Source organism: Microbacterium sp. Ag1, assembly GCF_001005635.1.
Taxonomy (GTDB): Bacteria; Actinomycetota; Actinomycetes; order Actinomycetales; family Microbacteriaceae; genus Microbacterium; species Microbacterium oxydans.
Window position 1 is genome coordinate 1 of sequence record NZ_LBCR01000024.1, and the last position, 24,021, is coordinate 24,021.

The window sequence follows — 24,021 nt, forward strand, 5'->3', positions numbered from 1 at the left end:
ACCCCATCCTGACGCACAGGGGGGTGAGCGAGCGGAGATCGCACACTTGCGAGTGGTGGATCGTCCCCAGCTGACGCTCGCACCTGGCCCGCTGCCGGCAACACTGGTGGACCCGGGCTACGACAGGCAGACGCGCATCTTCGGCGACCGTGGTCAGGCCGTGCTCAAAGGATCGAAGGTTGCGGTCGTCGGGCTCGGTGGCGCGGGCTCGCTGATCTCCGAGTATCTCGCTCGTCTCGGGGTCGGGGAGTTGGTTCTCATCGATCCAGATCGTATCGACCCGACGAACCTTCCTCGCGTCGTGGGGGCGCGTCGCAGCGACGCGCTGACATGGCTGCGAGGTCCGCGGAAGCCTACCTTCCTCCGGGCAGTAGGCGACCGATTCGCTGCCTTCAAGGTGCGGATTGCCGCCCGGGTCGCTCGGGAGGCATCTTCGACAGTTCGGGTCACAGCGGTGCCTCGCTCTGTGCTCGAACCAGACATCGCGGCGATGCTGACTGACTGCGACCACATCTTCCTCGCGGCGGATTCTGCCCTCGTGCGACGTCTGGTGAACTCCATCACGCACCAGTACCTCGTGCCGCACACGCAGGTCGGAGCGAAGGTGAGCGTGAAGGATGGCAAGGTCACTGACATCTTCTCGGTCTCGCGCATGAGCTCGCCGGGGAGTGGATGTCTGCAGTGCAACGGCCTGATCCCAGCCTGGAAGCTCACGGAAGAAGCCACCAGCCCGGAACAGCGGCGACGGCAGCGCTACATCCAGGACGACGATGTACACGCGCCGAGCGTGATCACCCTCAATGCCGTCGCCGTATCACGCGCCGTCGATGACTGGCTGATGGCCGTCGGCGGCCTCGTCGAGCCCGCCGCTTCCCGTGACCGATGGGTGATGTATCACCCGATGACAGACGAGTTCGTTGAGGTCGATCCGGCGAAGAACGAGAAATGCCTCCAGTGCGGGTCGACGCGATTTGCCAGGGGTGACGGCGCCGCGCTTCCCGTCCTGATGCGCTGAGATCATGCCATGTTTCAGCGGCTTGGTAGTAGCGGTTACCAGCAGAGGAAGGGCCGCCGCGCAGCTGATCCAAGGCGGCGGCCCACCTGTTACTGGGACCGACACGAGAAGGGCGCACACCGTTGAAAAGCCCCTCGCCATAGCCGCCGCTGGATTGCCGGGGCACCGCGCAGGGTGCGACGTCTCGTGTGCGTCGTGGCTCATCAGGGTCGTTGCTTGGTCGAAGATTACTCGATGCCAGCGTGGGGCGTGGAGCGTGACGCTCGGCATCCCACCCTTCGGGAACCACGCCAGCGGCTCGACGCTAAGCGGGAAGTTCGAGTCGCGGTGGAACGAGAACAAGCAGAATCTCCCAGTTCAAACAGCAGAACCTGGGGAGGTTGCGCTAGTGCACGCTCGTCGGCGAGGCTACCTCGGAGGAGTCCCTTCCGATGCCATTCATCCCGGGTCAGGCGATGTTTCCGGATCGCCGAGGATAACTTATCGGTTCGACACCTAAGCGCAAGATCCGCCGATGGGGGAATAACTAGCTGACATAATGTGCATTATCGGATATAGCACACGAGTCGAGAGTGGCGCGAAGAGATGGGACTCTGTGCTCTCGGGCCCCTCATGCTCCCTGGGCTGCTGCATGGGAGACGACGTCGCGAATCCAGCGGTTCGCCGCTGACGGGTACAGCGGTGCCGACACATCGTCGTCGTCGAATGGGCGCCATAGGATCGGCACGATCGATCCGTCGGACTCCGTGAGGGTGCCGCCCTCCAATGCAGGTTCTGGGTGCAGCCTGCCGCAGTACAGCGCAACGATTTCATGACCGAGCTCGCCGTCGTATCGGAAGATGTTCTCAACGACGCCCAGGAAAGCCAGATCGACCACATCGGCTTGGAGCTCCTCCTGGACTTCGCGGAGTATCGCCTTCTCGTGTGTCTCGCCGAGTTCGACACCGCCGCCGATCAGCCGGTGAAAGCCGAGCGGGTTCTCCACCGTCGCACCGTGCTGGCTGACGAGGTGCCGAGCGCCGTCGCTGTGGGTGGCCACAACATGGCTTTGACACGAATGTGGGAGCGGTCGACCGGCATGCCCCTACGCTCCAACGTAGGCGGCGAGGTGCTCCCCCGTCAGTGTGGATTTTTGGGATACCAAATCTGCAGGTGTCCCTTCGAACACGATCTTGCCGCCATCATGACCGGCGCCGGGCCCGATATCGATGATCCAGTCTGCATGGGCCATCACCGCCTGATGATGTTCGATGACGATCACCGTCTTCCCGGCGTCGACGAGCCGATCGAGCAGCCCGAGGATCTTGTCGACATCGGCGAGGTGCAGGCCGGTCGTGGGTTCGTCGAGCACGTAGACGTCGCCCTTCTCCCCCATCTGGATGGCGAGCTTGATCCGCTGGCGCTCACCACCCGAGAGGGTCGACAACGGCTGCCCGAGCGACAGGTAGCCGAGACCCACGTCTTCCATCCGGCCGAGGATGGCGGAAGCCGCCGGGAGCTTCGCCTCGCCCTCACCGAAGAACACCCGCGCTTCGGACACAGGCAGATCGAGCACCTCGGTGATGTCCTTGCCGGCGAGTTTGTACTCGAGAACAGCTGCCTGGAAGCGCTTGCCGCCGCAGTCCTCGCAGGGCGTCTCGATCGTGTCCATGAATCCGAGTTCCGTGATGATCACGCCGGCGCCCTTGCACGACGGGCAGGCGCCCTCTGAGTTCGCGCTGAATAGAGCCGGCTTCACGCCGTTGGCCTTGGCGAACGCCTTGCGGATCGGCTCCAGGAGGCCTGTGTACGTCGCGGGGTTGCTTCGTCGCGAGCCCTTGATCGCGGCCTGATCGATCGCCACGACGCCGTCGCGCTTCGAGACCGACCCGTGGATGAGGGAACTCTTGCCCGAGCCCGCGACGCCCGTGACGACCGTGAGCACGCCCGTCGGGATGTCGACGTCGACGTCCTTCAGGTTGTTGGCCGTCGCGCCTCTGACGTCGATCGCGCCGGTGCCGGTGCGCACCGATTCCTTCAACTGCGCCCGGTCCTCGAGGTGATCGCCGGTCTTGGTGCCGCTGGCCTTGAGACCCTCGACCGTTCCCTCGTAACAGATCTCTCCGCCGGCGCTGCCCGCACCGGGACCCAGGTCGACGACATGGTCGCCGATCATGATCGTCTCGGGTTTGTGCTCGACCACGAGCACCGTGTTCCCCTTGTCGCGCAGCCGCAGCAGGAGCCCGTTCATGCGCTGGATATCGTGCGGGTGCAATCCGATGGTCGGCTCATCGAACACGTAGGTGATGTCGGTGAGCGAGGAACCGAGGTGGCGCAGCATCTTGATGCGCTGTGCCTCTCCCCCGGACAGCGTGCCCGAAGGCCGTTCGAGACTGAGATAGCCGAGTCCCAGGGTCACGAAGGCATCGAGGTTCGCGCTGAGCGCCTGAAGCAGTGGACCCGCGCCGGGAAGGTCGAGCCCCCGGACCCAGTCAGCGAGGTCTGTGACCTGCATGCGGCATGCGTCCGCGATGCTCACGCCCTCGATCTTCGACGACCGTGCACCCTCGGTGAGTCGCGTGCCTTCGCACTCCGGGCACACCGCGAAGGTGGCGACGCGCTCGACGAAAGCACGGATGTGCGGCTGCAACGCATCGAGATCCTTCGACAGCATCGACTTGGTGATCTTCGGGATGAGGCCCTCGTAGGTCATGTTGATCCCGGAGATCTTGACCTTCGTGACCTCTCCGTAGAGGAAGAGCTGACGCTGTTTGTCGGTGAACTGCGAGATCGGCTTATCGGCGGGATAGAACCCCGACTGAGAGAAGCCCTTCACCATCCAGCCGTCCGCCGTGTAGCCGGGAACCATGATGGCCCCTTCGTCGAGAGACCGCGACTCGTCGACGATCTGGGCGAGATCGAGGTCGGACACCGCTCCCCTGCCTTCGCATCGCGGGCACATGCCGCCGAGGTAGATCGCGTCCTTCACGATCTTCTTCTCACCGCCAGGGCCCGTCATCACCCCGCTGGCTCTCTGCGTCGGGATGTTGAACGAGAAGGCGGTGGGTCCGCCGATGTACGGCTGCCCGAGTTTGCTGAACAGGATGCGCAGCATCGCGTTGGCATCCGTCACCGTGCCGACCGTCGAACGCGGGTTCGCGCCGAGCCGCTCCTGGTCCACGATGATCGCGGTTGTCAGTCCCTCGAGGACATCGACGTCGGGCCTCGGCACCGACGGCATGAAGCCCTGCACGAAAGCGCTGTAGGTCTCGTCGATCATGCGGCGCGATTCCGCGGCGATCGTGTCGAAGACGAGCGAGCTCTTGCCCGAGCCGGAGACACCGGTGAAGACGGTCAAACGGCGCTTCGGGATGTCGACGCTGACCTCTTTGAGGTTGTTCTCACGCGCGCCCTGGACGCGGATGAGGTCGTGGGTGTCGGCAGGGTGCGCTTCGGTGCTCATCGGGGTCCTTCGGTTCTGCGGTGGAGATATCAGGTGGTCTGGTCTAAGCGGTCTGATTGATACGGAGCAGATTCCCGGCCGGGTCGCGGAACGCGCAATCGCGCACGCCGTAGGGCTGGTCCATCGGCTCCTGCACGACATCGGCGCCGTGCTCGACCAGGCTCTCGAAGAGCGTGTCGAGGTCATCGCTGGCGAGCGTGAGAGCAGCGTAGCTGCCCTTCGCGATCAGCTCGAGGATCGTTTGCCGCTCGGAATCGGTGATGCCGGGATCTGTTGCCGGCGGGTGGAGGACGATCGACGTCTCAGGCTGACCGACGGGGCCGACGGTGAGCCATCGCAATCCGTCGTAGCCGACGTCGTTGCGCACCTCGAATCCGAGAGCGTCGCGGTAGAACGCGAGAGCGGCTTCCGCATCGGTGTGCGGAAGGAATGCGTAGTGGATGCTGATTCTCATGGCTCTCACGTTAGGTGGGTATCGGGGCGCGGCGCTTCTCTATTCCTGATCGGTCTCGTGACCTGCTTCGCCTGGAAGGACGGTATTCCCTCGATGGTGGTGGCGCGTTCACGGTACACGCTGGGAGAGACACCGATGAGCTCCGAGAACCTCGTGCTGAAGGTGCCGAGCGAGGAGCATCCGACTTCGAAGCACACCTCCGTCACCGTCAGGTCGCCGCGCCGCAGCAGAGCCATGGCGCGTTCGATCCGCCTCGTCATCAGATACGAGTACGGGGACTCCCCGTAGGCTTCGCGGAACTGCCGGCTCAGGTGCCCGGCCGACATGTGCACTCCGCGCGCCAGCGCTTCGACATCCAGAGGTCGGGCGTACTCCCGATCGATGCGATCGCGGACCCGTCGCATGACGGCGAGCTCGCGCAGCCGAGCGTGGTCGAGGTCCGTCACGAGGATGATCTTGCCACGTCGGGGAATCGTGTCGGGGAGTTTCCCGACGTGACGAAGAGAAACGCGGGCGGGCGCTTCTCCCCCGCTCCTGCCCTCAGGGGCGCTACCCTGAGGGGCATCCTCACAGGATTTTCTCAGAAAGGGGTCCCCACCATGTCTGAACCACTCGCAGAGGCGAAGTCGTTGTTCAAGTCGATCCGCGTCACGCTGGCCGTCGCCGGCGTTCTCGCGCTGATCGCGGGTATCGTCCTCCTCGTCTGGCCGGTCAAGTCCGCGGTCATCGTGACGGCGATCTTCGCCTCGTACCTGATCGTCGCCGGGCTCGTCTACGTCGGCCTCGGCATCTTCTCGAGTGCCAAGGGCGGGTGGGCGCGCGTCGGTCACATCGTCCTCGGACTGCTCTACATCGCTGCAGGTGTGATCGCGTTCTTCAACCTGAACGTCGCTGCGGCCACGCTTGCCTTCGTCGTCGTGATCTTCATCGGTGTCAGCTGGATCGTCGACGGCATCGTCGCTCTGTCCTTGCTGGGCAGCGACGGATCGCGCGTCTGGACGGTCCTCTACGCGATCCTGAGCATCGTCGCGGGAATCATCGTGCTGTTCTCGCCGCTGATCGCCGGCTTCGCCTTCTGGCTGCTGCTGGGGATCTCGCTGGTCGTGCTCGGAATCATCCAGATCGTCCGTGCCATCACGCTCGGTCGGGATGCGAAGGAGTACGTCTCCGCCGTTCAGGGCGGAGCGACGAGCTGACGCTCATCGCCTGAAACGAGAGCGGCCCCGACTTGCGATGCAAGACGGGGCCGCTCTTCTCGTGCTCTTACTCGGCCGCGAAAGCGCTCACGTCACCGACGAGGCGCGTGTTGTCAGCGGGCACCGCGTCGACGGCCGCCCTGGCGACCTCGGCAGCGAACTCCGAGACGTTGTAGAGCTTGCCCGCCGACTCCCGGCGCTCGGCGATCGCCCCCGGGTTCGCGCGCTCCAACAGCGTCGCCGTGATGGTGCCCTCGATCATGTCGCCCGACACGACCGTGAAGCCGATGCCCTTCTCGGCGAGGCCGGGGATGCGCTCCCGGAGGGCGTCCTCTCCGGCACGCTTGGAGAGGGCGACCGGCTCGTACTCCGGCATGGTCGGTGTGGTGCGGATGAAGTGCGCCTGGTGGCTGGTGACGAACACCACGCGTGCTCCGTCAGAGAGCAGCGGGGTAGCGGCGTCGAGCACGTTGAGCTGCGCGTCGCGGTTCAGGGTGAGCGCGTAGTCCGCAGCCATGCCCGACTCCATGCCCCCTGAGGCGTTGAGCACGAGTACGTCCAGGCGGCCGTACTCGGCGCGGATAGCCTCGAACATCGCAGCGACGGACTCGGGGTCGGTGAGGTCGGCACCCACGACGAGCGCACGGCGACCGAGTTCCCGCAGCTGGGCGGCGAGCTTCTCAGCGCGCGGGGCCTTGTTGCGGAAGTTGATGACGACGTCGGCACCGGCCTCCGCCAGGTAGCGGACGGTGTCGGCGCCGATCCCCCGCGATGAACCGGTGACAAGGGCGACCTTGCCGTCGAGGGATCCTGCGGGAAGAACGTCGGTCACGGTGACTCCTCATGATGCGCGAAAAAAGCCGTGATCGCACGGCCTTCACACCCTACCAAGCGCACGCAGTGGCGCCCTGATCCAGCGCTCTGCGCGTGATACGTTGACCACAAAGGAGGCCGCATGGACAACATCGTGACGTTCGTCACGTTCATCGAGCAATGGGCGTGGATCGGCTGGCTGGTTCTCATCGCCGTCTTCCTGGTGATCGAGATGCTCTCGCTGGACTTCACGTTCCTCATGCTCAGCTTCGGCGGAGTCGTCGGTCTCGTCACGGATCTGGTCGGCGTCCCGGTGTGGCTGCAGGTGATCATCGCCGCCGCCGCTGCCGCCCTGTTCATCCTGTTCCTGCGCCCTCCCCTTCTCAGACGCCTGCACCGCGGCGAGGATCCGACCAGGTCGAACGTCGACGCCCTCATAGACCTTCGCGGGATCGCGCTGAACGACATCACGCAGATCTCCGGCCAGGCCAAGCTCGCGAACGGCGACACCTGGACCGCGCGCACCGCCACCCCCGTTCCCATCCCCCAGGGTGCCCCGGTCGCCGTGACCGCGATCAACGGCGCCACGGCCATCGTCCGTCCCGTGAACGACTAGGAGAACCCCGTGAACGACGCATCGTTCATCCCCACAGCGATCCTGTGGATCCTCGTGATCGCCGTGATCATCTTCGTGGTGGTCACCGTCGCGCGAGCGATCCGCATCATCCCGCAGGCCACGGCCGGGGTGGTCGAGCGTCTCGGGCGCTATCACAAGACGCTGACGCCGGGCCTCAACGTGCTCGTGCCGTTCATCGACAGGCTGCGGCCTCTGATCGACATGCGCGAGCAGGTCGTGTCCTTCCCGCCGCAGCCGGTGATCACCGAGGACAACCTCGTGGTCTCGATCGACACCGTCGTCTACTTCCAGGTGACCGACGCGCGTGCGGCGACTTACGAGATCGCGAACTACCTGGGCGCCGTCGAGCAGCTGACGACCACCACGCTTCGAAACGTGGTCGGTGGCCTCAACCTCGAGGAAGCGCTCACGAGCCGTGACAACATCAACGGTCAGCTGCGAGTCGTCCTCGACGAGGCGACAGGTAAGTGGGGCATCCGCGTCGGCCGGGTCGAGCTCAAGGCCATCGACCCGCCCATCTCGATCCAGGACTCGATGGAGAAGCAGATGCGAGCCGAGCGTGACCGCCGCGCCGCGATCCTGACCGCTGAGGGGACCAAGCAGTCCGCGATCCTCGAAGCCGAGGGTGCGCGGCAGGCGGAGATCCTCCGCGCGGAAGGTGACAAGCAAGCCGCAGTGCTGCGCGCTCAGGGCGAGGCCGAGGCCATCCAGAACGTCTTCAGCGCCATCCACCAGGGCGAGCCGGACGACAAGCTTCTGGCCTACCAGTACCTGCAGATGCTTCCGAAGATCAGCGAGGGGCAGTCCAACAAGCTCTGGATCATCCCCAGCGAACTCACCGAGGCGCTCAAGGGCATCGGCAGCGCGTTCACGCCGAAGCCCGGCCAGGGCCCGTCGAACACGCTTCCCGGCGCGTGACGCACCCGTACTTCTCGAAGACGCGGAATCCCCGAGTCCTCGCCCACCGTGGTCTGATCACCGCGGCGGGCGAGGACTCCGGCGTCTGGGAGAACTCCGCCGGGGCTTTCGCGGCCGCCCATGCCGCCGGCGTCGAGTACATCGAGACCGATTGTCAGGTCACAGCGAGCGGCGACGTGGTGCTCTTCCACGATGACGACATCGCACGACTCACCGGCGACCCCCGGCCGGTCGGCGAGGTGAGTACACGTGAGCTGCGCACCCTGTTCGAGGACCACGGGGGCCTGCTGACCGTCGCAGAAGCACTCGATTCCTTCCCGGACGTGCGGTTCAACATCGACGTGAAGACGTCGTCCGCTGTCGAGCCTCTCGGGAAGATCCTGGTCGACGACACGCACCGGGTGCTCGTGACGAGCTTCTCCGACGCCAATCGACGGGGAACGGTGGCGTCCGTGTTGCGGGCAGGGGCGGCGCTTCGTCCGGCCACGTCCGGAGGCAGCGCGACGATCGCCTCCCTGCGCGCGCTCTCGGCACTCCGCCTCTCCCCCGCGCGCATCCTTCGCGGCATCGATGCTCTGCAGATCCCGGAGCGCCACCGCGCGCTGACGGTGCTGACTCCTGCTCTTCTGCGGGCCTCGCACCGGCACGGGGTGGAGGTGCACATCTGGACCGTCAACGAGGCCGCAGACATGCGCCGTCTCATCGACCTCGGTGTCGACGGCATCGTGTCGGACCGCGCTGATCTCGCCCTGAAGACTCTCGCCCCGCGTTAGCGGCGACCCGCCTAATAACCTCCTCCGCTGGGATTAACCTGTGAGTTCCGCCGAGAACTCGCCCGCGTGGATGAAGCCCACAGGCTGGAGCGTTATACCTGACAGCGACGAGAGGACCACACAATGGCAGATCGCAGCCTGCGCGGCATCCGACTCGGCGCCCAGAGCCTACAGAGCGAAGAGGGCGTCGTTTTCATGGAGCGCCGTGAGACCACCTACACCTGTGACACATGCGGCCACGTCACGAACCTGATGTTCGCGGCGGATGCCGAGCCGCCCCAGACCTGGGAGTGCCGCGCCTGCGGTGCCGAGGCTCGACTGAACGTCGACGGCCAGGCCGTCACGCTCGAGGCGAGCGACGAGAAGGCCGCCCGCACCCACTGGGACATGCTGCTGGAGCGCCGTACGCGCGCCGAGCTCGAGGAGCTGCTGGAAGAGCGCCTCGCCTTCATCCGGGCCCGCCGCGGTGCCGGAGAAGACCCGACCCGCGAGAAGATCGGCGCCTAGCGCCTCCTGGCGCGCCACCACCCGACGAGGAGCGCGCCGAGACCGCCCCACAGCACGACTGTCTGGATCCAGGGGCCCAGCACCACACCAGCCGTGAGGCCGGAGCGCAGCTCGACATCCTCGAGCATGGCTCCGGCCTCATCTGCGTCCAGGCTCGTGACCGTGGAGCCGTCAGCACGGATGATCTGGCTCGTGCCGACGGTCGAGACGTTCACCACGCTTCTGCCGGTCTCGATGGCCCTCATGCGTGCAAAGGCCAGCTGCTGCAGGTTCTCGTCCGTGCCACGGAAGTCGGCATTGTTCGTCTGGAACACCAGCACCTCTGCCCCCGCGTTCAGGCCCTGCCAGATCACATCGTCGTAGATCACATCGAAGCAGATGGCGAGACCGACGCGGACCCCGTCGACGTCGACGATCGGAGGGTTCGAACCCGGCGTGTACTCCCGTTGGATGAGACCGATCAGCTCCGGGGCGAGCGCGTTGAAGAACGGGCGATCCGGCACGTACTCGCCGAAGGGGACGGGGTGCCGTTTGTCGTGCAGCTGCCTCGCGGTGCCGTCGAGGTTCCAGAGCATCGAGGTGTTGAAGAAGCGGTCGTCACGACCTGTTGGCGCGTTGGCGAGGAGCGGTGCGTCGATCCGGTTAGCGATGAGGGTCATCCGCCGCGCCAGCGCATCGCTCTGAAAAGGGTCCGCGTCCAATGACCCTTCCGGCCAGACCAGCAGATCGACGTCTTCGCCGTAAAGAGGGGCGGTCGCCTCTGTCTGCGCCTGGATCACCGCGAACGGCTCGCGATCGTCGAAGTACCCCGTCGGGCCGTTCCCCTGCACGGCGGCGATCCGCATCGAGCCGCTGGTCGCGGTCGGGAAGAGCGGGGTGAACAGCAGCACCACCACGAGGGCTGCCGGCGCGATCAGCCGCAAGGGCCCGCGCCATGCGTGCAGCCGCACGACTTCGATCAGCATCGCCACGACGAGCACCATGAGGAAGCTGAGCCCGCTCACGCCGACCCAGGAGGAGACGGACGCGAGGGGACTCTCGGCCTGACTCATACCGATACGTGCCCAAGGGAAGCCGCCGTAGGGCCAGGAGCCGACGAAAAGCTCGCGGCCGACCCAGAGGGCCGCGACGACCGTCGGGAGCCCCAGAAGGCGCCCCGCTGTCCCGGGGAAGGCTTTCGGGAGCCAGCGATAGGCGAACGCAATCGGGATGAGGGCGATCGCCGTCAGCACGCCCTCGACGACGCTCAGGGCGGCCCACGGGATGGGGCCGAGGTATCGCGATGTCCAGGAGACCAGGAGCCCGAAGAACAGGATGCCGTAGACCAGCCCGACGAGCAGCGCACCCCCGAACCGTCGTCCTATCAGCGCGAGCAGCAGAAGAGCTGTCGCTGGGAAGGCGAAGATCCAGATCGCGGCCTCCGGATACGCCAGATTCATCACCAGGGCGGCCAGTCCGGCGGCGAGCACAGCAGCCCAGAGGGGCAGGAGGGCGCCTTGTGGCGCGGTTTTCGAGGTCATTCCGTCCATCTCACATCGACGAGTAGGCGACGATGCCGCGGCGCACGCCATCGAGCGCGGCCCGCGCCGTTCGTGCGAGTGCGGCATCTTCCGCGACGATGGAGAGCTGATCGAGCAGATCGATCGTTTGCTTGGCCCAGCGCACGAAGTCTCCCGCAGCCATGTCGGCGTCGATCAGGACGCGGTCGAGCATGCCGCCGCGGGCCCAGGAGTGCATCGCCCCGGCCAGCCCTGCCGCCAGCGGCTCACTCCCGGGCAGGTGGTGATCCTGCTCCAGATCGTCGAGCTCGGCCCAGAGCGTCGTCGTCTTCTCGTATGCGGCCCGGAAGGCGCCTCGGGGCAGACCCCGCTCCCCCGAATTCGCCTCGTCACGGCGAGGCTCATAGACGAGGCAGCACGCCATCGCCGCGAGTGAAGGAGCATCCAGCCCCGACCACAGTCCCTGACGGAGCGACTCCGCGACGAGCAGATCCCGCTCGCCATAGATTCGACGCATGGTGCGTCCCGCTTCGGTCAGCGCCGTCTCTCCGTCGACTTCGGTGAGGTAGTCGAGCGTCTCCAGTACCTCGACCACGCGGTCGAAGACGCGTGCGACCGTGCCGGTGCGCGTCTCGATCTGACGGCGGATCCGATCGGTCTGGCGCTTGAGCTTCCAATACCGCTCCGCCCACCGCGCGTGAGCTTCGCGATCCGGACAACGATGGCACGGGTGCCGCTGCATCTGCGTGCGCAACGACTGGATTCGCTTCATCCGCTTGTCGCGTGAAGCGCGAGGGGCGTTCGAGTCCTGCCGGTTCTTCTTCTCGAGGTCGCTCAGTTCGCGCCGGATGGCCGCGTACTCGGGGTAGTCCCCGTGCTCACAGGCCATCGCGCTCTGGTAGCCGGCCAACGACTCCTCGGCCTCGCGCACCTGGCGTGCGAGCCCGACGACGGCTCGATCTGCTTGGAACTGCGCGAACGACGATTCCAGGATCTGCCGCGCCCTGGGCTTGCCGAACATGTCGATCAGGTTCACGGCCATGTTGTAGGTCGGGCGGAAGCTGGAGTTCAACGGATACGTGCGCCGGGACGCGAGTGCGGCGACCGCCTGCGGATCCATGCCCTCGGTCCACTGCACGACGGCGTGGCCCTCGACGTCGATGCCGCGACGCCCTGCGCGACCGGTGAGCTGGGTGTACTCCCCCGAGGTGATGGCGACGCGGGCTTCGCCGTTGAACTTCTCCATCTTCTCGAGGACGACGGTGCGCGCCGGCATGTTGATGCCGAGGGCGAGCGTCTCGGTGGCGAAGACCACCTTCACGAGCTTGCGCTGATAGAGCTCCTCGACGACCTCCTTGAAAGCGGGCAGCAAGCCCGCGTGGTGCGAGGCGATTCCGCGTTCGAGGTTGTCGAGCCATTCCCAGTAGCCGAGCACAACGAGGTCTTCGTCCTGGAGGGTCCGCGTGCGCTCCTCGACGATGGCGCGGATCTCCGCGCGCTCCTCGTTGGACGTGAGCCTGATACCGGAGCGGCGCACCTGCTGCACCGCGGCATCGCACCCCACGCGGCTGAAGATGAAGAAGATGGCAGGGAGCAGATTCGCGCGTTCGAGCAGACGGACGACGTCGGGCCGATCCATTCGCTCGATGCGGCGCGCGTTGGCAGCACGGACCGGACGTCGTCCCCCGCGCGGCGGACGCTTCGCCTGACGTCCGGCATGGCGGTCGCTGCGGTACGACTGCGCCTGCCGGTTGTTCTCGTATGTCGTGCCCGTCGCGGAGCGGATCCGCATGAGCTCCTGGTTGACCTGCGCGGTGGCCAGACCCGCCCGATCGTCGAACAGCGGCAGCAGGTCGTCACGGACGAGGACGTGCTGTTCGAGCGGCACGGGACGGATCTCGGAGACGATGACCTCGGTATCGCCGCGCACCGTGTCCAGCCAGTCGCCGAACTCCTCCGCGTTCGACACCGTCGCGCTCAACGACACCAGGCGGACGCGGGCGGGGAGGTGGATGATGACCTCTTCCCAGACCGCTCCACGGAATCGGTCAGCGAGGTAGTGCACCTCGTCCATGACCACGTAGCGCAGATCCCTCAGCGCCGCCGAGTCGGCGTAGATCATGTTGCGCAGGACCTCGGTCGTCATGACGACGATCCGCGCATTGCCGTTGATGTTGGTGTCGCCGGTGAGCAGGCCCACCTGATCGGCCCCGTAGACGTCGACCAGCTCGCGGAACTTCTGGTTCGACAGTGCCTTCATCGGCGTCGTGTAGAAGGCCTTGTCGCTCGATGTCTGCATCGCGAGATGGATCGCGAACTCGCCGACGATCGTCTTGCCTGCACCTGTCGGAGCAGCGACCAACACGCTTCGTCCACCCTCGAGTGCACGACAGCCGGCGACCTGGAACGGGTCGAGATCGAACTTCTGCAGCGCCGCGAACGCCGTTGACTGCGGATGCTCCCCCGCTTCCCGCGCGCGAGCGTACTTCTCCGAAGGCGAGCTCATGCCGGATCCGGCAGAAGCCCTGATGCCTCGTCACGCTTGCGCTTGCGCCGGTCGAAGATGAGCGAGAGACCGGCAGCGGCGAAGAACAGCACGATGAGGATGCCGGCCAGCATCAGCATGCTGACGACGTCTGCCGCGGGTGTCGCGAGCGCGGCGAAGACCGTCGCGATGATGATCGCGACGCGCCATCCCTTGAGGATCGCCCGTCCGGACATCACACCTGCGAGGTTGAGGGCGACGAGGAACACCGGCAGCACGAAGGAGATGCCGATCACGATCATCAGCTTGAAGATGAAGTCGTAATAGTCCTGCGCCGAGTACAGGTTCGTCGCGCCTGCCGGGGTGAAGCTCCACATCAGCTCGATGATGTGCGGCATGATCATCACGCCGAGGTAGCAGCCGGCGAAGAACAGCGGAACGGCGGCGACCACGAAGCCGACGGTGTACCTGACCTCCTTGCGCGTGAGTCCGGGCATGATGAACGCCCAGATCTGCCACAGCCACACGGGTGCGGACAGGAAGATGCCGATCGAGAACGCGATGCGCATCCGCATGTCGAACGCGGCCGTGACGGTGCCGAAGTTGAGCGCGCTGAAATCGTCTCCGCGCTTCTCGGCGATGATGCGGACCGGTTCGGTGATGAAGTTGATGATCGGATCGGCGATGAGGAAGGCGATCACCATTCCGACGAGCAGGGCGAGCGCAGCGAACATGAGGCGCTTGCGCAGTTCGACGAGATGCGCGCCGAGCGACATCCGTCGATCCCGATCCGCCTTCGGCATCACGGTCGGTTCGATGGCTGCCACGGCCGGTCAGGCGCGGGGCGGGGTCTCAGGGTCGATGCCCGAGTCCTTCACCGTGGTCGGCTCGGCGGCTGCGGAGTCGGTGCGAGCGGCGTCGTCGTCCTTCATGGCCTTCATCTCGCCCTTGAACACGCGAGCCGACTGGCCCATGCTCTTCGCGAGAGCCGGCAACTTGGCCGCACCGAACAGGAGGAGGATCACGGCGAGCACAATCAGCAGGTGCCAGCCTTGCATTCCAGCGAACATGTCAGGTTTCCCGTCGTCGGTGAGCGTTCGATCCAGTCTACAGATCAAACCTCTGCTTCGGGCTGGTGATAGAGCGCGAGTCCCGCAGCAGCCCACTCCCTCGTCGCGGTACGGCCCAGCGCGGGCTCCAGCACCTCCATCGCCCCGCCGAAGCGCGCAGCGAGCCGCTTGATACCCCGCGGGTCCGCGAGGTGCAGCTGCGCTGTGACCGCACCGTCCACCGCGTCGGTGGTTCCGGTGGGCACGAAACCGCCGAGCAGCGGAGCCAGCCTCTCCGGCACCCGCACCGTGACGGTCCGTTCCTCCTCGAGCCCTGCGAAGGCTTCGGGGACGTGATCTCCCTGATGCGTGATCGGGATGTCGGTGAGCGCCGGCGCGCTGACCCGGTCGAGGTGGAAAGTGCGCATGGCCTTGCGCAGGTGGCACCACCCCTGGAGGTACCACTGACCGTTGGTGATGAGGATCTGCATCGGATCCACGGTGCGAGTGGTCGGCGCGGCGTCGGGAGCCTGATACGTGAACGCGATCGCGACGCCCTCATGCAGTCCGCGGGCCACCGCCTCGCGCACCTCGTCGACGGCACTGGGGGCGACGACGACATCGGCGGGCGCGTCCGCCGCGCCACGGGACAGCTTGGAGATCAGTCCGGCGACGAGACCCGAGTCCGAGACGGCCGGGACCGCCGCGACCATCTGGAGCCCTGCGAGCAGCGCCGCAGCCTCGCGAGCGGTGAAGCGCGGGACGCGGCGAAGAGCCACATCGTTCGTGATCTCGATCACGTCTTCCAGATCGAGGAGGTCCCAGTTGATGTCGAACATCTCCTGCGGCTGCTGCCAGTACCCCGCCTCTCCGGGGAGACCGATCACGGTGAGCTTCTCCACCATCCCGCGCATCTCCTGCGGCGTGACGGCGAACTCCGCGGCCGCCTCCTCGAGAGAGACCTGTCCGTGCTCCAGGAGATAGGGAACCAGTGTGAGATACAGGCGCACGCGATCGGCGGCGAGCAGGGGCTTCGAGCTCGCGCTCACTTCGTCTCCTCCGCTCCGGAGTGGGCGTTCACGACGGCACGCAGCCGCGAGATCACGGCTTCCCGCAAGGGTGCCGGGTCGACCACTCGTACTTCCGGTCCGTACGAGGCGAGCTCGTCGGCGAGGATGTGCAGGTCGACGAAGGGCACGTTGATGCCCTGCGTGGCCGGCGAGGCGCGTCGTCCCAGCCGCAACGCCGCCTCCGTGCCGGGGGTGACCTCCAGAAGGGCCGAGTTCTCGGCGGCGACGCGCTCCAGCCCGGCGAGTGCGCGATCTCCTGCGCCGTCGCGCAGCGCCGGATCGAAACTCTGGGAAGTCATGCGTACGTCCCCGACGATCCGGCTGAGCAGGAAGGTGCGGTCCTCCTCCACATCGACATCGATGCCGTAGACATGCCAGCGTGCCTCGTAGTCGACCAGAGCCAGCGGCCGGATACGGCGGCGGCGCGGCGCATCCTCTCCGGGCTTCAAGTACTCGAACGTGACCACCCTGCACCGCTCGATCGCATCCTGCAGAGGCGAGAACGCCGCATCGCGCGCGGTGATGCGCGGCGCGAACCCGATGATCGGCTCGTCGCCGTCGATGCCGAGGGCGCGAATCTTGCGGACGCCGGACTGCGCGTCCCCGGAGACCGATTCGGAGCTCCAGACGCTTCCGGCGAGCTGCAGCACCGCGAGCTCGGCCGGCGAGAACTCGATGTCGCTGGGGAGGTCGTACTCCGCCTGCGGGATGCGATAGCGCGCCTCGCGGAGATCGTTCGGATCCGCTGCGTCCCCGATGGTCTCGATGGGTACGCCGAGTGAGCGCAGCTCGTCCTTGTCCCGCTCGAACATCTTCTCGAGCGCATCCGACCGGGTACCGGCCTCGGCGCGCTGCCGGTAGCCGGAGACGTTGTCGAGGATCTGCTGCTTGGTCAACCCGATCTCCGTGGCCATCAGCGCCACGACGAGATTCGTCAGACGCTCCTCCGCGGGGATCCGGGCTGCCATCACGGCGTGGGCGCCGTCACTGCGCCCAGGATGTCGACGACGACCGCAGTGGCCGGAGCGTTCTCGGCGGCGGGGAAGACGACGAGGAGCTGGGAGCCGACCGTGGCTCCGACGAGCTGTTCGGCAGCCACGCTGACGCTGGCATCGGCACCCCACGAGCTCGTGGTGACCTTCTTGTCGTCCCAACCGACGCCCATGATGTTGGTGACGACGATGTCGTCCTTCTTCACCTTCGGACCGTCGCCCTTGATCAGCGTCTGCGTGGTGATCTCCTTGGGGGCGGGAACGTCGGGGATGATGACGCCCGGCGTGCCGTCGGGAGCGCGCACCACGGTGGGGAGTCCTCGCGCGTCATTGAACTGCAACGCGCCGGATGCCTTCGCCGGCATCACATCGAGCACGTCGATGACCGCCACGATGTTCTCCCCCTTGTCGAGTCCGAACGCCTGGACGTTCTGCTCGCCGAAGTCCTCCGGGGTGAGCACGGCGAGGACGCGACTGCCCTCGGTCGCGCATTCCAGCACGTCGGACAGACCGGCAGAGCGCTGCGCCCAGTAGTCGATGCTGTGCACGCGGCTCTGGTCGCCGTTGAACTCGGACTGGTAGAGCTTCTCGCCGCTGTCGCCGCCGTAGAAGGCGATATCGAGCACCACGGGCTGGAACTCCGAGCCCAGCGCGAGGCCATCGCCGACCGTCACATCGGCGAAGGCCGTCTTGTCGGACTTGACGGGCCCGAAGACCTCGACGTCGGGCAGCGAACCGAGGTCACCGCTCACGTCGGCGACGTTCAAAATCTTGTCGTCACCACCGCGATCACAGGCGGCGACACCGTCGGATGCGGTCGCGGTGCAGCCCGTCAGGGCGAGGACGGCGAGGCTGAGGGAGGCCAGAACGGCGGACGTTTTACGCACGCGCTCCAGTCTATTCCGTCGGGTGCCCGGAATCGCGCGATGCGGCGGCAAGGCGCGCCCCTTCCGCAGCCTTCTCCGCCTCCCGTGCGCGCTTGCGGAGATTCTTGTCGCTGATCTCGCGGTCGCCCACGGCACCGGGGGTCCACGCCTCCACGTCCTCGTCGCCATAGCTGCTCTTGGATGCACGTCGCTTCACGGAGGGCGCGACCGCACCCGGCGCGAGCCTGCGCGCGGTGAGCAGGAAGCCGGTGTGCGCGACCATGCGATGATCAGGCCGCACGGCGAGACCCTCCACATGCCAGCCGCGAACCATCGTCTCGGAGGCATCGGGTTCGGTGAAGAGACCCGTGGCGCGGATGTACTCCGCCACACGGGAGAGCTGAGTGGCTGTCGCCACGTAGCAGAGCACAACGCCACCGGGGGTCAGCGCATCGGCGACGGCGTCCATGCACTCCCACGGAGCGAGCATGTCGAGCACCACCCGATCGACGGAGGCCGGCGTCACCTCGCGGGGAAGGGATTCCACGAGATCGCCGACCACGACGCGCCAGGTGTCAGGGCGCTCCCCGAAGAACGTCTCCACATTGCCGCGGGCGACATCGGCGAAGTCCTCGCGGCGTTCGAAGGAGATCAGCGTTCCCGTCGGTCCCACGGCTCGCAGGAGGGAAAGGGAGAGAGCGCCGGAGCCGACACCCGCCTCGACCACGACCGAGCCGGGAAAGATGTCGGCCTGCATCACGATCTGCGCCGCGTCCTTCGGGTACACGATCGCCGCTCCGCGCGGCATCGACATCGCGAAATCGCGCAGCAACGGACGCAGCGCCAGGTAGTCGTGCCCCGAGCTGTTCGCCACGACGGAGCCGTCGGGAAGTCCGATGAGGTCGCGGTGGCGGAGCACGCCCTGATGCGTGTGCAGCTCGCCGTCCTCGCGGAGCGTCACGGTGTGCAGGCGCCCCTTGGGGCCGGTGAGCTGCACGCGGTCGCCGGCGCGGAAGGGGCCACTCGGCCGGTTCGGGCTGGCTTCGGTCATCGGGCGGCTCCTGTCGCGGTTGCGCGGCTGTCGTAGAGATCGGTCAGGTCCACCGCGCCTCGGCCGTCCAGCGTGTCCCACAGCTCGTGCGCGCCGAGGTGGTCGAGAGGCACGATGTGCGGGACCGCGAGGGTGAGCGCGCCCGAGGCGAGGCCCGCTCGCACCCCGGTCGGCGAGTCCTCGATGACGATCACCTCGGCGATGTCGACGTCCAGAAGAGCCGCTGCCTGCAGGTAAGGCTCGGGATGCGGCTTGGGGTTGTCCACGTCGTCGCCCGCGACCACGATGTCGAACGCGTCGAACTCGATCAGGTCGACCACGTTGAGGGCCATGCGGCGCAACGACATCGTCACCAGCCCTGTCGGGATCCCCGCGTCGCGGAGGTCGCGGAGCAGTTCGCGCGCACCGGGGCGGAACGGGACGCCCTGGGTGCGCAGCGACTCCTGCACGACGTCGGTGAGATGCGAGACGATCGCCTCGGCTTCCATGGCGACCCCGGCGTTCTGCAGGATGACCGCGCTGTCGATCAGGCCGCTTCCCACGAGCTGAAGTGCATCCTCATGGGTCCAGGAGCCTCCGAACGACTGGACGAGCGCCGTCTCGGCCGCCATCCAATACGGTTCGGTGTCGACGAGTGTTCCATCCATGTCCCACAGGACCGCGCTGGGCTTTCTGCTCACTGAACCCATGCTAGCCGTGGTGCCGCCCGCATCCCGCCTCCGCGGACTAGCCTGGAAGGATCACGACCGCCATCTCGAAGGGAGCCTCGATGGATGTTCTCGGTCCGCGCATCGTCATCGCCGCCTTCGACGGCTGGAACGATGCGGGTGAAGCAGCGAGCGGCGCCATCGAGGCACTGCGGAGATCCTCGGAGTACGACCTCGTGCATTCCGTCGACCCCGAGCTGTACTTCGACTACCAGTACACGCGCCCATCTACACGCATGGACGCCGAGGGACGACGCCAGCTGACCTGGCCGGAAGCAGGACTGTGGCGGCCGCGCGATCCCGGGCCCGGTCCCGAGATCTGGCTGCTCACCGGCGCCGAGCCCGCGCGCACGTGGCAGGCGTTCGCCTCCGAGTTCATCGACGTCGCGTTGCGTGACGACATCACCGGGCTGGTGACCCTCGGTGCGATGCTCTCCGACGTGCCGCACACCCGACCGATATCGATCTTCGCCTCCAGCCAGAACGAGCAGGTGCGCGAGGCGCACGCCCTGGAACGATCGATGTACGAGGGCCCGGTGGGAATCCTCACGGTGTTCGAGCACTTCGCCGAGAATGCGGGAATCCCCACAGCGAGCCTGTGGGCTAGTGTGCCGCACTACGTCGCTTCGGCGACTCCCTCGCCGAAGGTGACCCTCGCGCTGCTGGACCGGCTCGAGGAACTCACCGGCGTCGATGTCGACCGTCAGGCGCTGCGGACGGAGGCTGCCGCGTGGGAGGCGTCCATCGACGCCGCCGCTTCCGAGGATGAGGACATGGCGGAGTACATCCGCCAGCTCGAGCGCACGCGCGACACGTGGGACTCCCCCGAAGCGTCCGGAGACGCGATCGCGCAGGCCTTCGAGCGCTACCTCCGTCGACGGGACGACGGTCCGGGAGACCGCAAGCGCTGATTCGCGCTCAGGCTGCGATCACGCCGGTGCCGAGCAGCACGAGCAGCACGGTTCCGAGCAGGATGCGGTAGATCACGAACGGCAGGAAGCTGCGCTTCGAGATCCAGTTCATGAAGAACGCGATCACGCCGAGCGCGACGACGAACGCGATGCCGGTCGCGGCGAGGGTGTCGCCGAAGGAGAAGAACGAGGGCTCGTCCCAGCTCTTGAACACCTGGTAGAAGCCGCTGCCGAACACCGCAGGGATCGCCAGCAGGAACGCATAACGCGCAGCCGCGGCGCGCTCGTAGCCCAGGAAAAGGCCCATGGTGATGGTTCCGCCCGAACGCGAGACGCCGGGAATCAGGGCCAGCGCCTGCGCGAAACCGAATGCGATGCCGTGCGGGTAGGTCAGGTCGTCGAGCTTGCGGCGCTTCGCCCCCACGTAATCGGCCACACCGAGCAGGATTCCGAAGACGATCAGCATGACCGCGACGATCCACATCGAGCGCAACACGGTCTCGATCTGATCCTGGAAGAGCAGCCCGAGCACCACGATCGGGATGCTGCCGATGATGATCAACCAGCCCATCCTCGCGTCCGGATCGTTGCGAGGCGCCTTCCCCACGAGGGAGCGGAACCACTGGGTCACGATGCGTACGATGTCTCGCCAGAAGAACACGACGACTGCGGCCTCGGTGCCGATCTGGGTGATCGCGGTGAACGCCGCGCCCGGGTCCTCACCGGAGGGGAGGAACGTCCCGAGGATGCGCAGGTGTGCGCTGGAGGAGATCGGGAGGAACTCGGTGAGTCCCTGGACGACGCCGAGGATCAGTGCTTCGAGCAGGTGCATGGAGGGCTTTCAGGTCGGAGGAGGCACGGAGCGCGCGGCGCTCAGTACGTGCGCAGCAGATCGGTCAGCACCCGCTGGCCGAAGACAAGCGATTCTACGGGTACTCGCTCGTCGACTCCGTGGAACATGCCTGTGAAGTCGAGGTCGGCCGGGAGCCTGAGAGGTGCGAAGCCGTAGCCCGTGATCCCGAGGTACGCCAACGCCTTGTTGTCGGTACCGGCACCGAGCAGATACGGAATCACCGGAACCCCGGGGTCATGACGACCGATGCTGGCGACCATCGCCTCGACGAGATCCCCTTCGAAGGGCGTCTCCATCCCGATGTCACGGACGACCGTCTCGATGACGATCTCGTCTCCGACGATCTGCTGGAGCTCGGCCAGGACCTCGTCCTCGGTGCCGGGGATCACTCGCACGTCGATGAGCGCCTCCGCCCGCTCCGGGATGACGTTGTGCTTGTACCCCGCGGTCAGCGCCGTCGGGTTCGTGGTGGTGCGGAACGAGGAGCGGAGGAAGGCCTCGGCCGGCCCTGCGGCTGCGGCGAGAGCGTCAGGGTCGTCCGCGCTGCGACCTGACAGCGTGCTCAGCCCCTCGAGCAGCGCTCTGGTGGTCGGAGTCAGGCGGATCGGCCACCGGGTGCGTCCGATCGCCGCGACGGCCTCAGCGAGCTTCGTGACCGCGTTGTCGTCGTGCAGGCGGCTGCCGTGTCCCGCTCGTCCCTTCGCCACCAAACGGATCCAGATCAGGGCCTTCTCCCCCACCTGCAGCAGATAGGCGCGGCGGTCGTCGACCGTGATCGAGTAGCCGCCGACCTCGCTGATCGCGGCCGTGGCACCCTCGAACCAGTCCGGGCGGTTCTGCACGACGAGCGCCGACCCCTCGACCCCGCCGTTCTCCTCGTCGGCGAAGAACGCGAGAACGAGGTCGCGCTCCGGCTGCTCACCCGCACGCAGGATCTCGGCAACCGAGGCGAGGATCATCGCGTTCATGTTCTTCATGTCCACGGCCCCACGGCCCCAGAGCATCCCGTCCTGCACCAATCCGGCGAACGGGTCGACGCTCCAATCCTCGGCCATGGCCGGGACCACGTCTAGGTGCCCGTGCACGACGAGTGCGGGCTTCTCCCTGTCGCGTCCCGCCACTCGTGCCATGACGTTCGTGCGGCGCGGGATCGGCTCGTAGTACTCGACCTCGAGTCCGAGCCCCTCCAGGTAGGCCCCGACATACTCCGCGGCTTCCCGCTCGCCCTTCGCGTTGCCGCCGCCGAAGTTGGAGGTGTCGAAGCGGATCAGGTCGCTCGCGATGCGCACGACCTCCGGGAGGGACGGTTCAGTCATGGGTCCAGGCTATCGAAACGTCGCGCCACGCCCGGGCGTGCGCCTCGGTTCGAGAGGCCGCGGAGGACATGGTAATGTCATTCTTCGGTCGGCAACGATCATCCAAAACCTGCGCGGGTGGCGGAATGGTAGACGCGCTACGTTGAGGTCGTAGTGCCCGTAAGGGCGTGGGGGTTCAAGTCCCCCTCCGCGCACAGGAAGAAGAAGGCCCCGGATCCCAGGATCCGGGGCCTTCTTCGCGTTCCGCGATGCGGTTCGTGTTCCGCGATCCGGCGGCGACGCAGCGCCCGCCGGATCGCGGATCGTTCAGGCCGCGCCGACGCCGAACAGCACACCGAGCGCGTAGGTGATCGCGGCGGCCCCGAACCCGATGGCGAGCTGGCGGAGTGCTCGACGAAGGGGCGGGCCCCCGGACAGCACTCCCACCATCGCGCCTGTGCTCAGGAGGGCGATGCCGACGAGCACGAGGGCGACGATGATCGCCGTCGTGCCCTGAAGCCCGAAGATCCACGGCAGCACGGGGATGATCGCCCCTGAGGCGAACAGGAGGAAGCTGGAGATGGCCGCCGTCCAGTCGCTGCCGACGATCTCGTGATCATCGCCGCGCTGGATGTGCACGGGACCGGTCGCCGCCTGACGCACGCCGGCCTGCGCCGCCTTCACGATGCGGCGTGCCCGCGCGAGGGATTCCTCCTGCTCCATCCCGCGGGCACGGTAGACGAGAGCCAGCTCGTTCTCGTCGATGTCGAGATCTCCCGCTGATGCGTGTGCGTCCTCGTTGGCCTCCGTCGCCGCGAGCAGTTCGCGCTGGGAACGTACCGAGACGAACTCGCCTGCTCCCATCGACAGTGCGCCAGCCAGGAGACCGGCGATCCCGCTGAAAAGCACGAAGCCGGAGCTCACGCCCGTCGCGCCGATCCCGAGCACCAGCGCGAGGTTGCTCACCAGGCCGTCGTTGGCGCCGAACACGGCCGCGCGGAACGAACCGGACAACCGCCTGCGACCACGCGCAGCGAGTCCGCGCACGACCTCGTAGTGCACCTTCTCGTCTGCCCTCATGGCCGGAGTGGCGTACTGCTCCGAATCGTAGGGCGACCGTGCCTCAGCGCTCTGTGCGAGGGCGAGCACGAAGATCGATCCGAAACGACCGGCCATCCATCCGAGTAGGCGCGAGCGGACCCCGGCGCGGGGCAGACGCCGCGGTTCCTCACCGAGGAGATCGAGCCAATGCTGCTCATGGCGACGTTCCGCATCGGCGAGGCTCAGCAGGATGTCGCGCTCTTCGCCTTCTCGGCGTGCAGCGAGCTTCTGATAGACGGCGCCCTCGGCGCGCTCCTCGACCAGGTAGCGCGCCCAGCGCCGACGATCGGCGGGGGTCGGGGTGGCGGCAGCGGGGGCTGTCATGGATCCTCCAGAGATGGCGGCGCCCTATGCGTGGGCAACCGTTCAACGCTATCCGCGGATGCT

General features: G+C 66.7%; 24 protein-coding genes and 1 tRNA gene. 8 read left to right on the forward strand and 17 right to left on the reverse strand.

Going from position 1 to position 24,021, the window contains the following annotated elements:
* The first annotated feature begins 55 nt into the window (after positions 1-55).
* On the forward strand, positions 56-1,015 hold the full coding sequence (locus AAY78_RS03535) for a HesA/MoeB/ThiF family protein (RefSeq protein WP_197077668.1): 960 nt from the start codon (positions 56-58) through the stop codon (positions 1,013-1,015).
* A gap of 610 nt (positions 1,016-1,625) precedes the next feature.
* Here the strand turns inward: AAY78_RS03535 and AAY78_RS19155 are convergent.
* Genes AAY78_RS19155 through AAY78_RS03555 form a run of 4 tightly spaced genes read right to left on the reverse strand, consistent with a single transcriptional unit; the run spans position 1,626 to position 5,315 of the window.
* Entirely contained in the window at positions 1,626-2,054 is a 429-nt protein-coding gene (locus AAY78_RS19155; RefSeq protein ID WP_052748633.1) for an NUDIX domain-containing protein, read from the reverse strand.
* A 45-nt stretch (positions 2,055-2,099) separates the two neighbouring features.
* Positions 2,100-4,457, reverse strand: a complete 2,358-nt coding sequence (locus tag AAY78_RS03545; RefSeq protein WP_046746991.1) for an ATP-binding cassette domain-containing protein — start codon at positions 4,455-4,457, stop codon at positions 2,100-2,102.
* Between the two features lie 43 nt (positions 4,458-4,500).
* Entirely contained in the window at positions 4,501-4,911 is a 411-nt protein-coding gene (locus AAY78_RS03550) for a VOC family protein (RefSeq protein WP_046746992.1), read from the reverse strand.
* 5 nt (positions 4,912-4,916) lie between these two features.
* The gene (locus AAY78_RS03555) at positions 4,917-5,315 is read right to left on the reverse strand and encodes a helix-turn-helix transcriptional regulator (RefSeq protein WP_046747086.1); all 399 of its coding nucleotides are present in this window, start codon (positions 5,313-5,315) and stop codon (positions 4,917-4,919) included.
* 195 nt (positions 5,316-5,510) lie between these two features.
* Here AAY78_RS03555 and AAY78_RS03560 point away from each other — a divergent pair, with 195 nt between their 5' ends.
* On the forward strand, positions 5,511-6,107 hold the full coding sequence (locus AAY78_RS03560; protein ID WP_046746993.1) for an HdeD family acid-resistance protein: 597 nt from the start codon (positions 5,511-5,513) through the stop codon (positions 6,105-6,107).
* Positions 6,108-6,174: 67 nt separating this feature from the next.
* On the opposite strand, the gene AAY78_RS03565 is transcribed toward AAY78_RS03560, so the two are convergent.
* On the reverse strand, positions 6,175-6,939 hold the full coding sequence (locus AAY78_RS03565) for an SDR family oxidoreductase (protein WP_046746994.1): 765 nt from the start codon (positions 6,937-6,939) through the stop codon (positions 6,175-6,177).
* A 123-nt stretch (positions 6,940-7,062) separates the two neighbouring features.
* Between AAY78_RS03565 and AAY78_RS03570 the strand changes: the two genes are divergently transcribed.
* From AAY78_RS03570 to AAY78_RS03585, 4 genes are all read left to right on the forward strand, one after another.
* Positions 7,063-7,536, forward strand: coding sequence for an NfeD family protein (locus tag AAY78_RS03570; protein WP_046746995.1), 474 nt, complete (start codon positions 7,063-7,065; stop codon positions 7,534-7,536).
* Between the two features lie 9 nt (positions 7,537-7,545).
* Positions 7,546-8,475 (forward strand): SPFH domain-containing protein, encoded by a 930-nt coding sequence (locus AAY78_RS03575; RefSeq protein ID WP_046746996.1) that lies wholly within the window; start codon positions 7,546-7,548, stop codon positions 8,473-8,475.
* Positions 8,472-9,248, forward strand: coding sequence for a glycerophosphodiester phosphodiesterase family protein (locus AAY78_RS03580; protein WP_046746997.1), 777 nt, complete (start codon positions 8,472-8,474; stop codon positions 9,246-9,248). The genes AAY78_RS03575 and AAY78_RS03580 overlap by 4 nt, the downstream gene beginning before the upstream one ends.
* Before the next feature lie 123 nt (positions 9,249-9,371).
* Positions 9,372-9,755: an RNA polymerase-binding protein RbpA gene (locus AAY78_RS03585; protein ID WP_021200565.1), complete on the forward strand. Its 384-nt coding sequence runs from the start codon at positions 9,372-9,374 to the stop codon at positions 9,753-9,755.
* Here AAY78_RS03585 and lnt read toward each other — a convergent pair.
* The 9 genes from lnt to AAY78_RS03630 are packed head-to-tail and all read right to left on the reverse strand — an operon-like array spanning position 9,752 to position 19,456.
* Positions 9,752-11,284 carry an apolipoprotein N-acyltransferase gene (gene lnt / locus AAY78_RS03590; RefSeq protein ID WP_052748634.1) on the reverse strand — a complete coding sequence of 511 codons (1,533 nt, stop codon included), beginning with the start codon at positions 11,282-11,284 and terminating at the stop codon, positions 9,752-9,754. The two genes, AAY78_RS03585 and lnt, sit on opposite strands and share 4 nt — an antisense overlap.
* A 1-nt stretch (position 11,285) precedes the next feature.
* Positions 11,286-13,760 carry a DEAD/DEAH box helicase gene (locus AAY78_RS03595; RefSeq protein ID WP_046746998.1) on the reverse strand — a complete coding sequence of 825 codons (2,475 nt, stop codon included), beginning with the start codon at positions 13,758-13,760 and terminating at the stop codon, positions 11,286-11,288.
* Positions 13,757-14,515, reverse strand: a complete 759-nt coding sequence (gene tatC, locus AAY78_RS03600; protein WP_046747088.1) for a twin-arginine translocase subunit TatC — start codon at positions 14,513-14,515, stop codon at positions 13,757-13,759. The genes AAY78_RS03595 and tatC overlap by 4 nt, the downstream gene beginning before the upstream one ends.
* A gap of 57 nt (positions 14,516-14,572) precedes the next feature.
* Positions 14,573-14,809 (reverse strand): Sec-independent protein translocase subunit TatA, encoded by a 237-nt coding sequence (gene tatA / locus AAY78_RS03605; protein WP_021200561.1) that lies wholly within the window; start codon positions 14,807-14,809, stop codon positions 14,573-14,575.
* A gap of 44 nt (positions 14,810-14,853) precedes the next feature.
* Positions 14,854-15,837, reverse strand: coding sequence for a helix-turn-helix transcriptional regulator (locus AAY78_RS03610; RefSeq protein WP_046746999.1), 984 nt, complete (start codon positions 15,835-15,837; stop codon positions 14,854-14,856).
* Positions 15,834-16,826: a helix-turn-helix transcriptional regulator gene (locus AAY78_RS03615; protein WP_046747000.1), complete on the reverse strand. Its 993-nt coding sequence runs from the start codon at positions 16,824-16,826 to the stop codon at positions 15,834-15,836. The genes AAY78_RS03610 and AAY78_RS03615 overlap by 4 nt, the downstream gene beginning before the upstream one ends.
* Positions 16,826-17,737 (reverse strand): hypothetical protein, encoded by a 912-nt coding sequence (locus tag AAY78_RS03620; protein WP_046747001.1) that lies wholly within the window; start codon positions 17,735-17,737, stop codon positions 16,826-16,828. The genes AAY78_RS03615 and AAY78_RS03620 overlap by 1 nt, the downstream gene beginning before the upstream one ends.
* Positions 17,738-17,747: 10 nt before the next feature.
* On the reverse strand, positions 17,748-18,767 hold the full coding sequence (locus tag AAY78_RS03625; protein ID WP_046747002.1) for a tRNA (adenine-N1)-methyltransferase: 1,020 nt from the start codon (positions 18,765-18,767) through the stop codon (positions 17,748-17,750).
* Positions 18,764-19,456 carry an HAD family hydrolase gene (locus AAY78_RS03630; RefSeq protein ID WP_371861856.1) on the reverse strand — a complete coding sequence of 231 codons (693 nt, stop codon included), beginning with the start codon at positions 19,454-19,456 and terminating at the stop codon, positions 18,764-18,766. The genes AAY78_RS03625 and AAY78_RS03630 overlap by 4 nt, the downstream gene beginning before the upstream one ends.
* Before the next feature lie 80 nt (positions 19,457-19,536).
* Here AAY78_RS03630 and AAY78_RS03635 point away from each other — a divergent pair, with 80 nt between their 5' ends.
* Positions 19,537-20,385, forward strand: a complete 849-nt coding sequence (locus tag AAY78_RS03635) for a PAC2 family protein (protein ID WP_046747004.1) — start codon at positions 19,537-19,539, stop codon at positions 20,383-20,385.
* Positions 20,386-20,392: 7 nt separating this feature from the next.
* Here the strand turns inward: AAY78_RS03635 and AAY78_RS03640 are convergent, their stop codons facing one another.
* Both AAY78_RS03640 and AAY78_RS03645 read right to left on the reverse strand, forming a co-directional pair.
* Entirely contained in the window at positions 20,393-21,217 is an 825-nt protein-coding gene (locus AAY78_RS03640; protein WP_017830635.1) for an undecaprenyl-diphosphate phosphatase, read from the reverse strand.
* A gap of 41 nt (positions 21,218-21,258) precedes the next feature.
* Positions 21,259-22,554: a M20/M25/M40 family metallo-hydrolase gene (locus tag AAY78_RS03645; protein WP_046747005.1), complete on the reverse strand. Its 1,296-nt coding sequence runs from the start codon at positions 22,552-22,554 to the stop codon at positions 21,259-21,261.
* A 111-nt stretch (positions 22,555-22,665) separates the two neighbouring features.
* On the opposite strand from AAY78_RS03645, the gene AAY78_RS03650 reads away from it, so the two are divergent.
* Positions 22,666-22,748, forward strand: a tRNA-Leu gene (locus AAY78_RS03650).
* Positions 22,749-22,860: 112 nt separating this feature from the next.
* Here AAY78_RS03650 and AAY78_RS03655 read toward each other — a convergent pair.
* Positions 22,861-23,958 carry a VIT1/CCC1 transporter family protein gene (locus tag AAY78_RS03655; RefSeq protein WP_046747006.1) on the reverse strand — a complete coding sequence of 366 codons (1,098 nt, stop codon included), beginning with the start codon at positions 23,956-23,958 and terminating at the stop codon, positions 22,861-22,863.
* Positions 23,959-24,021 lie beyond the last annotated feature (63 nt).

Bases quoted from the DNA above. Each gene is read 5' to 3' on its own strand.
- lnt (WP_052748634.1), bottom strand. From the start codon at position 11,284: ATGGACGGAATGACCTCGAAAACCGCGCCACAAGGCGCCCTCCTGCCC.
- AAY78_RS03545 (WP_046746991.1), bottom strand. From the start codon at position 4,457: ATGAGCACCGAAGCGCACCCTGCCGACACCCACGACCTCATCCGCGTC.
- AAY78_RS03570 (WP_046746995.1), top strand. From the start codon at position 7,063: ATGGACAACATCGTGACGTTCGTCACGTTCATCGAGCAATGGGCGTGG.
- AAY78_RS03625 (WP_046747002.1), bottom strand. From the start codon at position 18,767: ATGACCGAAGCCAGCCCGAACCGGCCGAGTGGCCCCTTCCGCGCCGGC.
- AAY78_RS03615 (WP_046747000.1), bottom strand. From the start codon at position 16,826: ATGGCAGCCCGGATCCCCGCGGAGGAGCGTCTGACGAATCTCGTCGTG.
- AAY78_RS03635 (WP_046747004.1), top strand. From the start codon at position 19,537: ATGGATGTTCTCGGTCCGCGCATCGTCATCGCCGCCTTCGACGGCTGG.
- tatC (WP_046747088.1), bottom strand. From the start codon at position 14,515: ATGTCGCTCGGCGCGCATCTCGTCGAACTGCGCAAGCGCCTCATGTTC.
- AAY78_RS03645 (WP_046747005.1), bottom strand. From the start codon at position 22,554: ATGACTGAACCGTCCCTCCCGGAGGTCGTGCGCATCGCGAGCGACCTG.
- tatA (WP_021200561.1), bottom strand. From the start codon at position 14,809: ATGTTCGCTGGAATGCAAGGCTGGCACCTGCTGATTGTGCTCGCCGTG.
- AAY78_RS03655 (WP_046747006.1), bottom strand. From the start codon at position 23,958: ATGACAGCCCCCGCTGCCGCCACCCCGACCCCCGCCGATCGTCGGCGC.
- AAY78_RS03595 (WP_046746998.1), bottom strand. From the start codon at position 13,760: ATGAGCTCGCCTTCGGAGAAGTACGCTCGCGCGCGGGAAGCGGGGGAG.
- AAY78_RS03585 (WP_021200565.1), top strand. From the start codon at position 9,372: ATGGCAGATCGCAGCCTGCGCGGCATCCGACTCGGCGCCCAGAGCCTA.
- AAY78_RS03550 (WP_046746992.1), bottom strand. From the start codon at position 4,911: ATGAGAATCAGCATCCACTACGCATTCCTTCCGCACACCGATGCGGAA.
- AAY78_RS03630 (WP_371861856.1), bottom strand. From the start codon at position 19,456: ATGGGTTCAGTGAGCAGAAAGCCCAGCGCGGTCCTGTGGGACATGGAT.
- AAY78_RS03640 (WP_017830635.1), bottom strand. From the start codon at position 21,217: ATGCACCTGCTCGAAGCACTGATCCTCGGCGTCGTCCAGGGACTCACC.
- AAY78_RS03555 (WP_046747086.1), bottom strand. From the start codon at position 5,315: ATGCGACGGGTCCGCGATCGCATCGATCGGGAGTACGCCCGACCTCTG.
- AAY78_RS03560 (WP_046746993.1), top strand. From the start codon at position 5,511: ATGTCTGAACCACTCGCAGAGGCGAAGTCGTTGTTCAAGTCGATCCGC.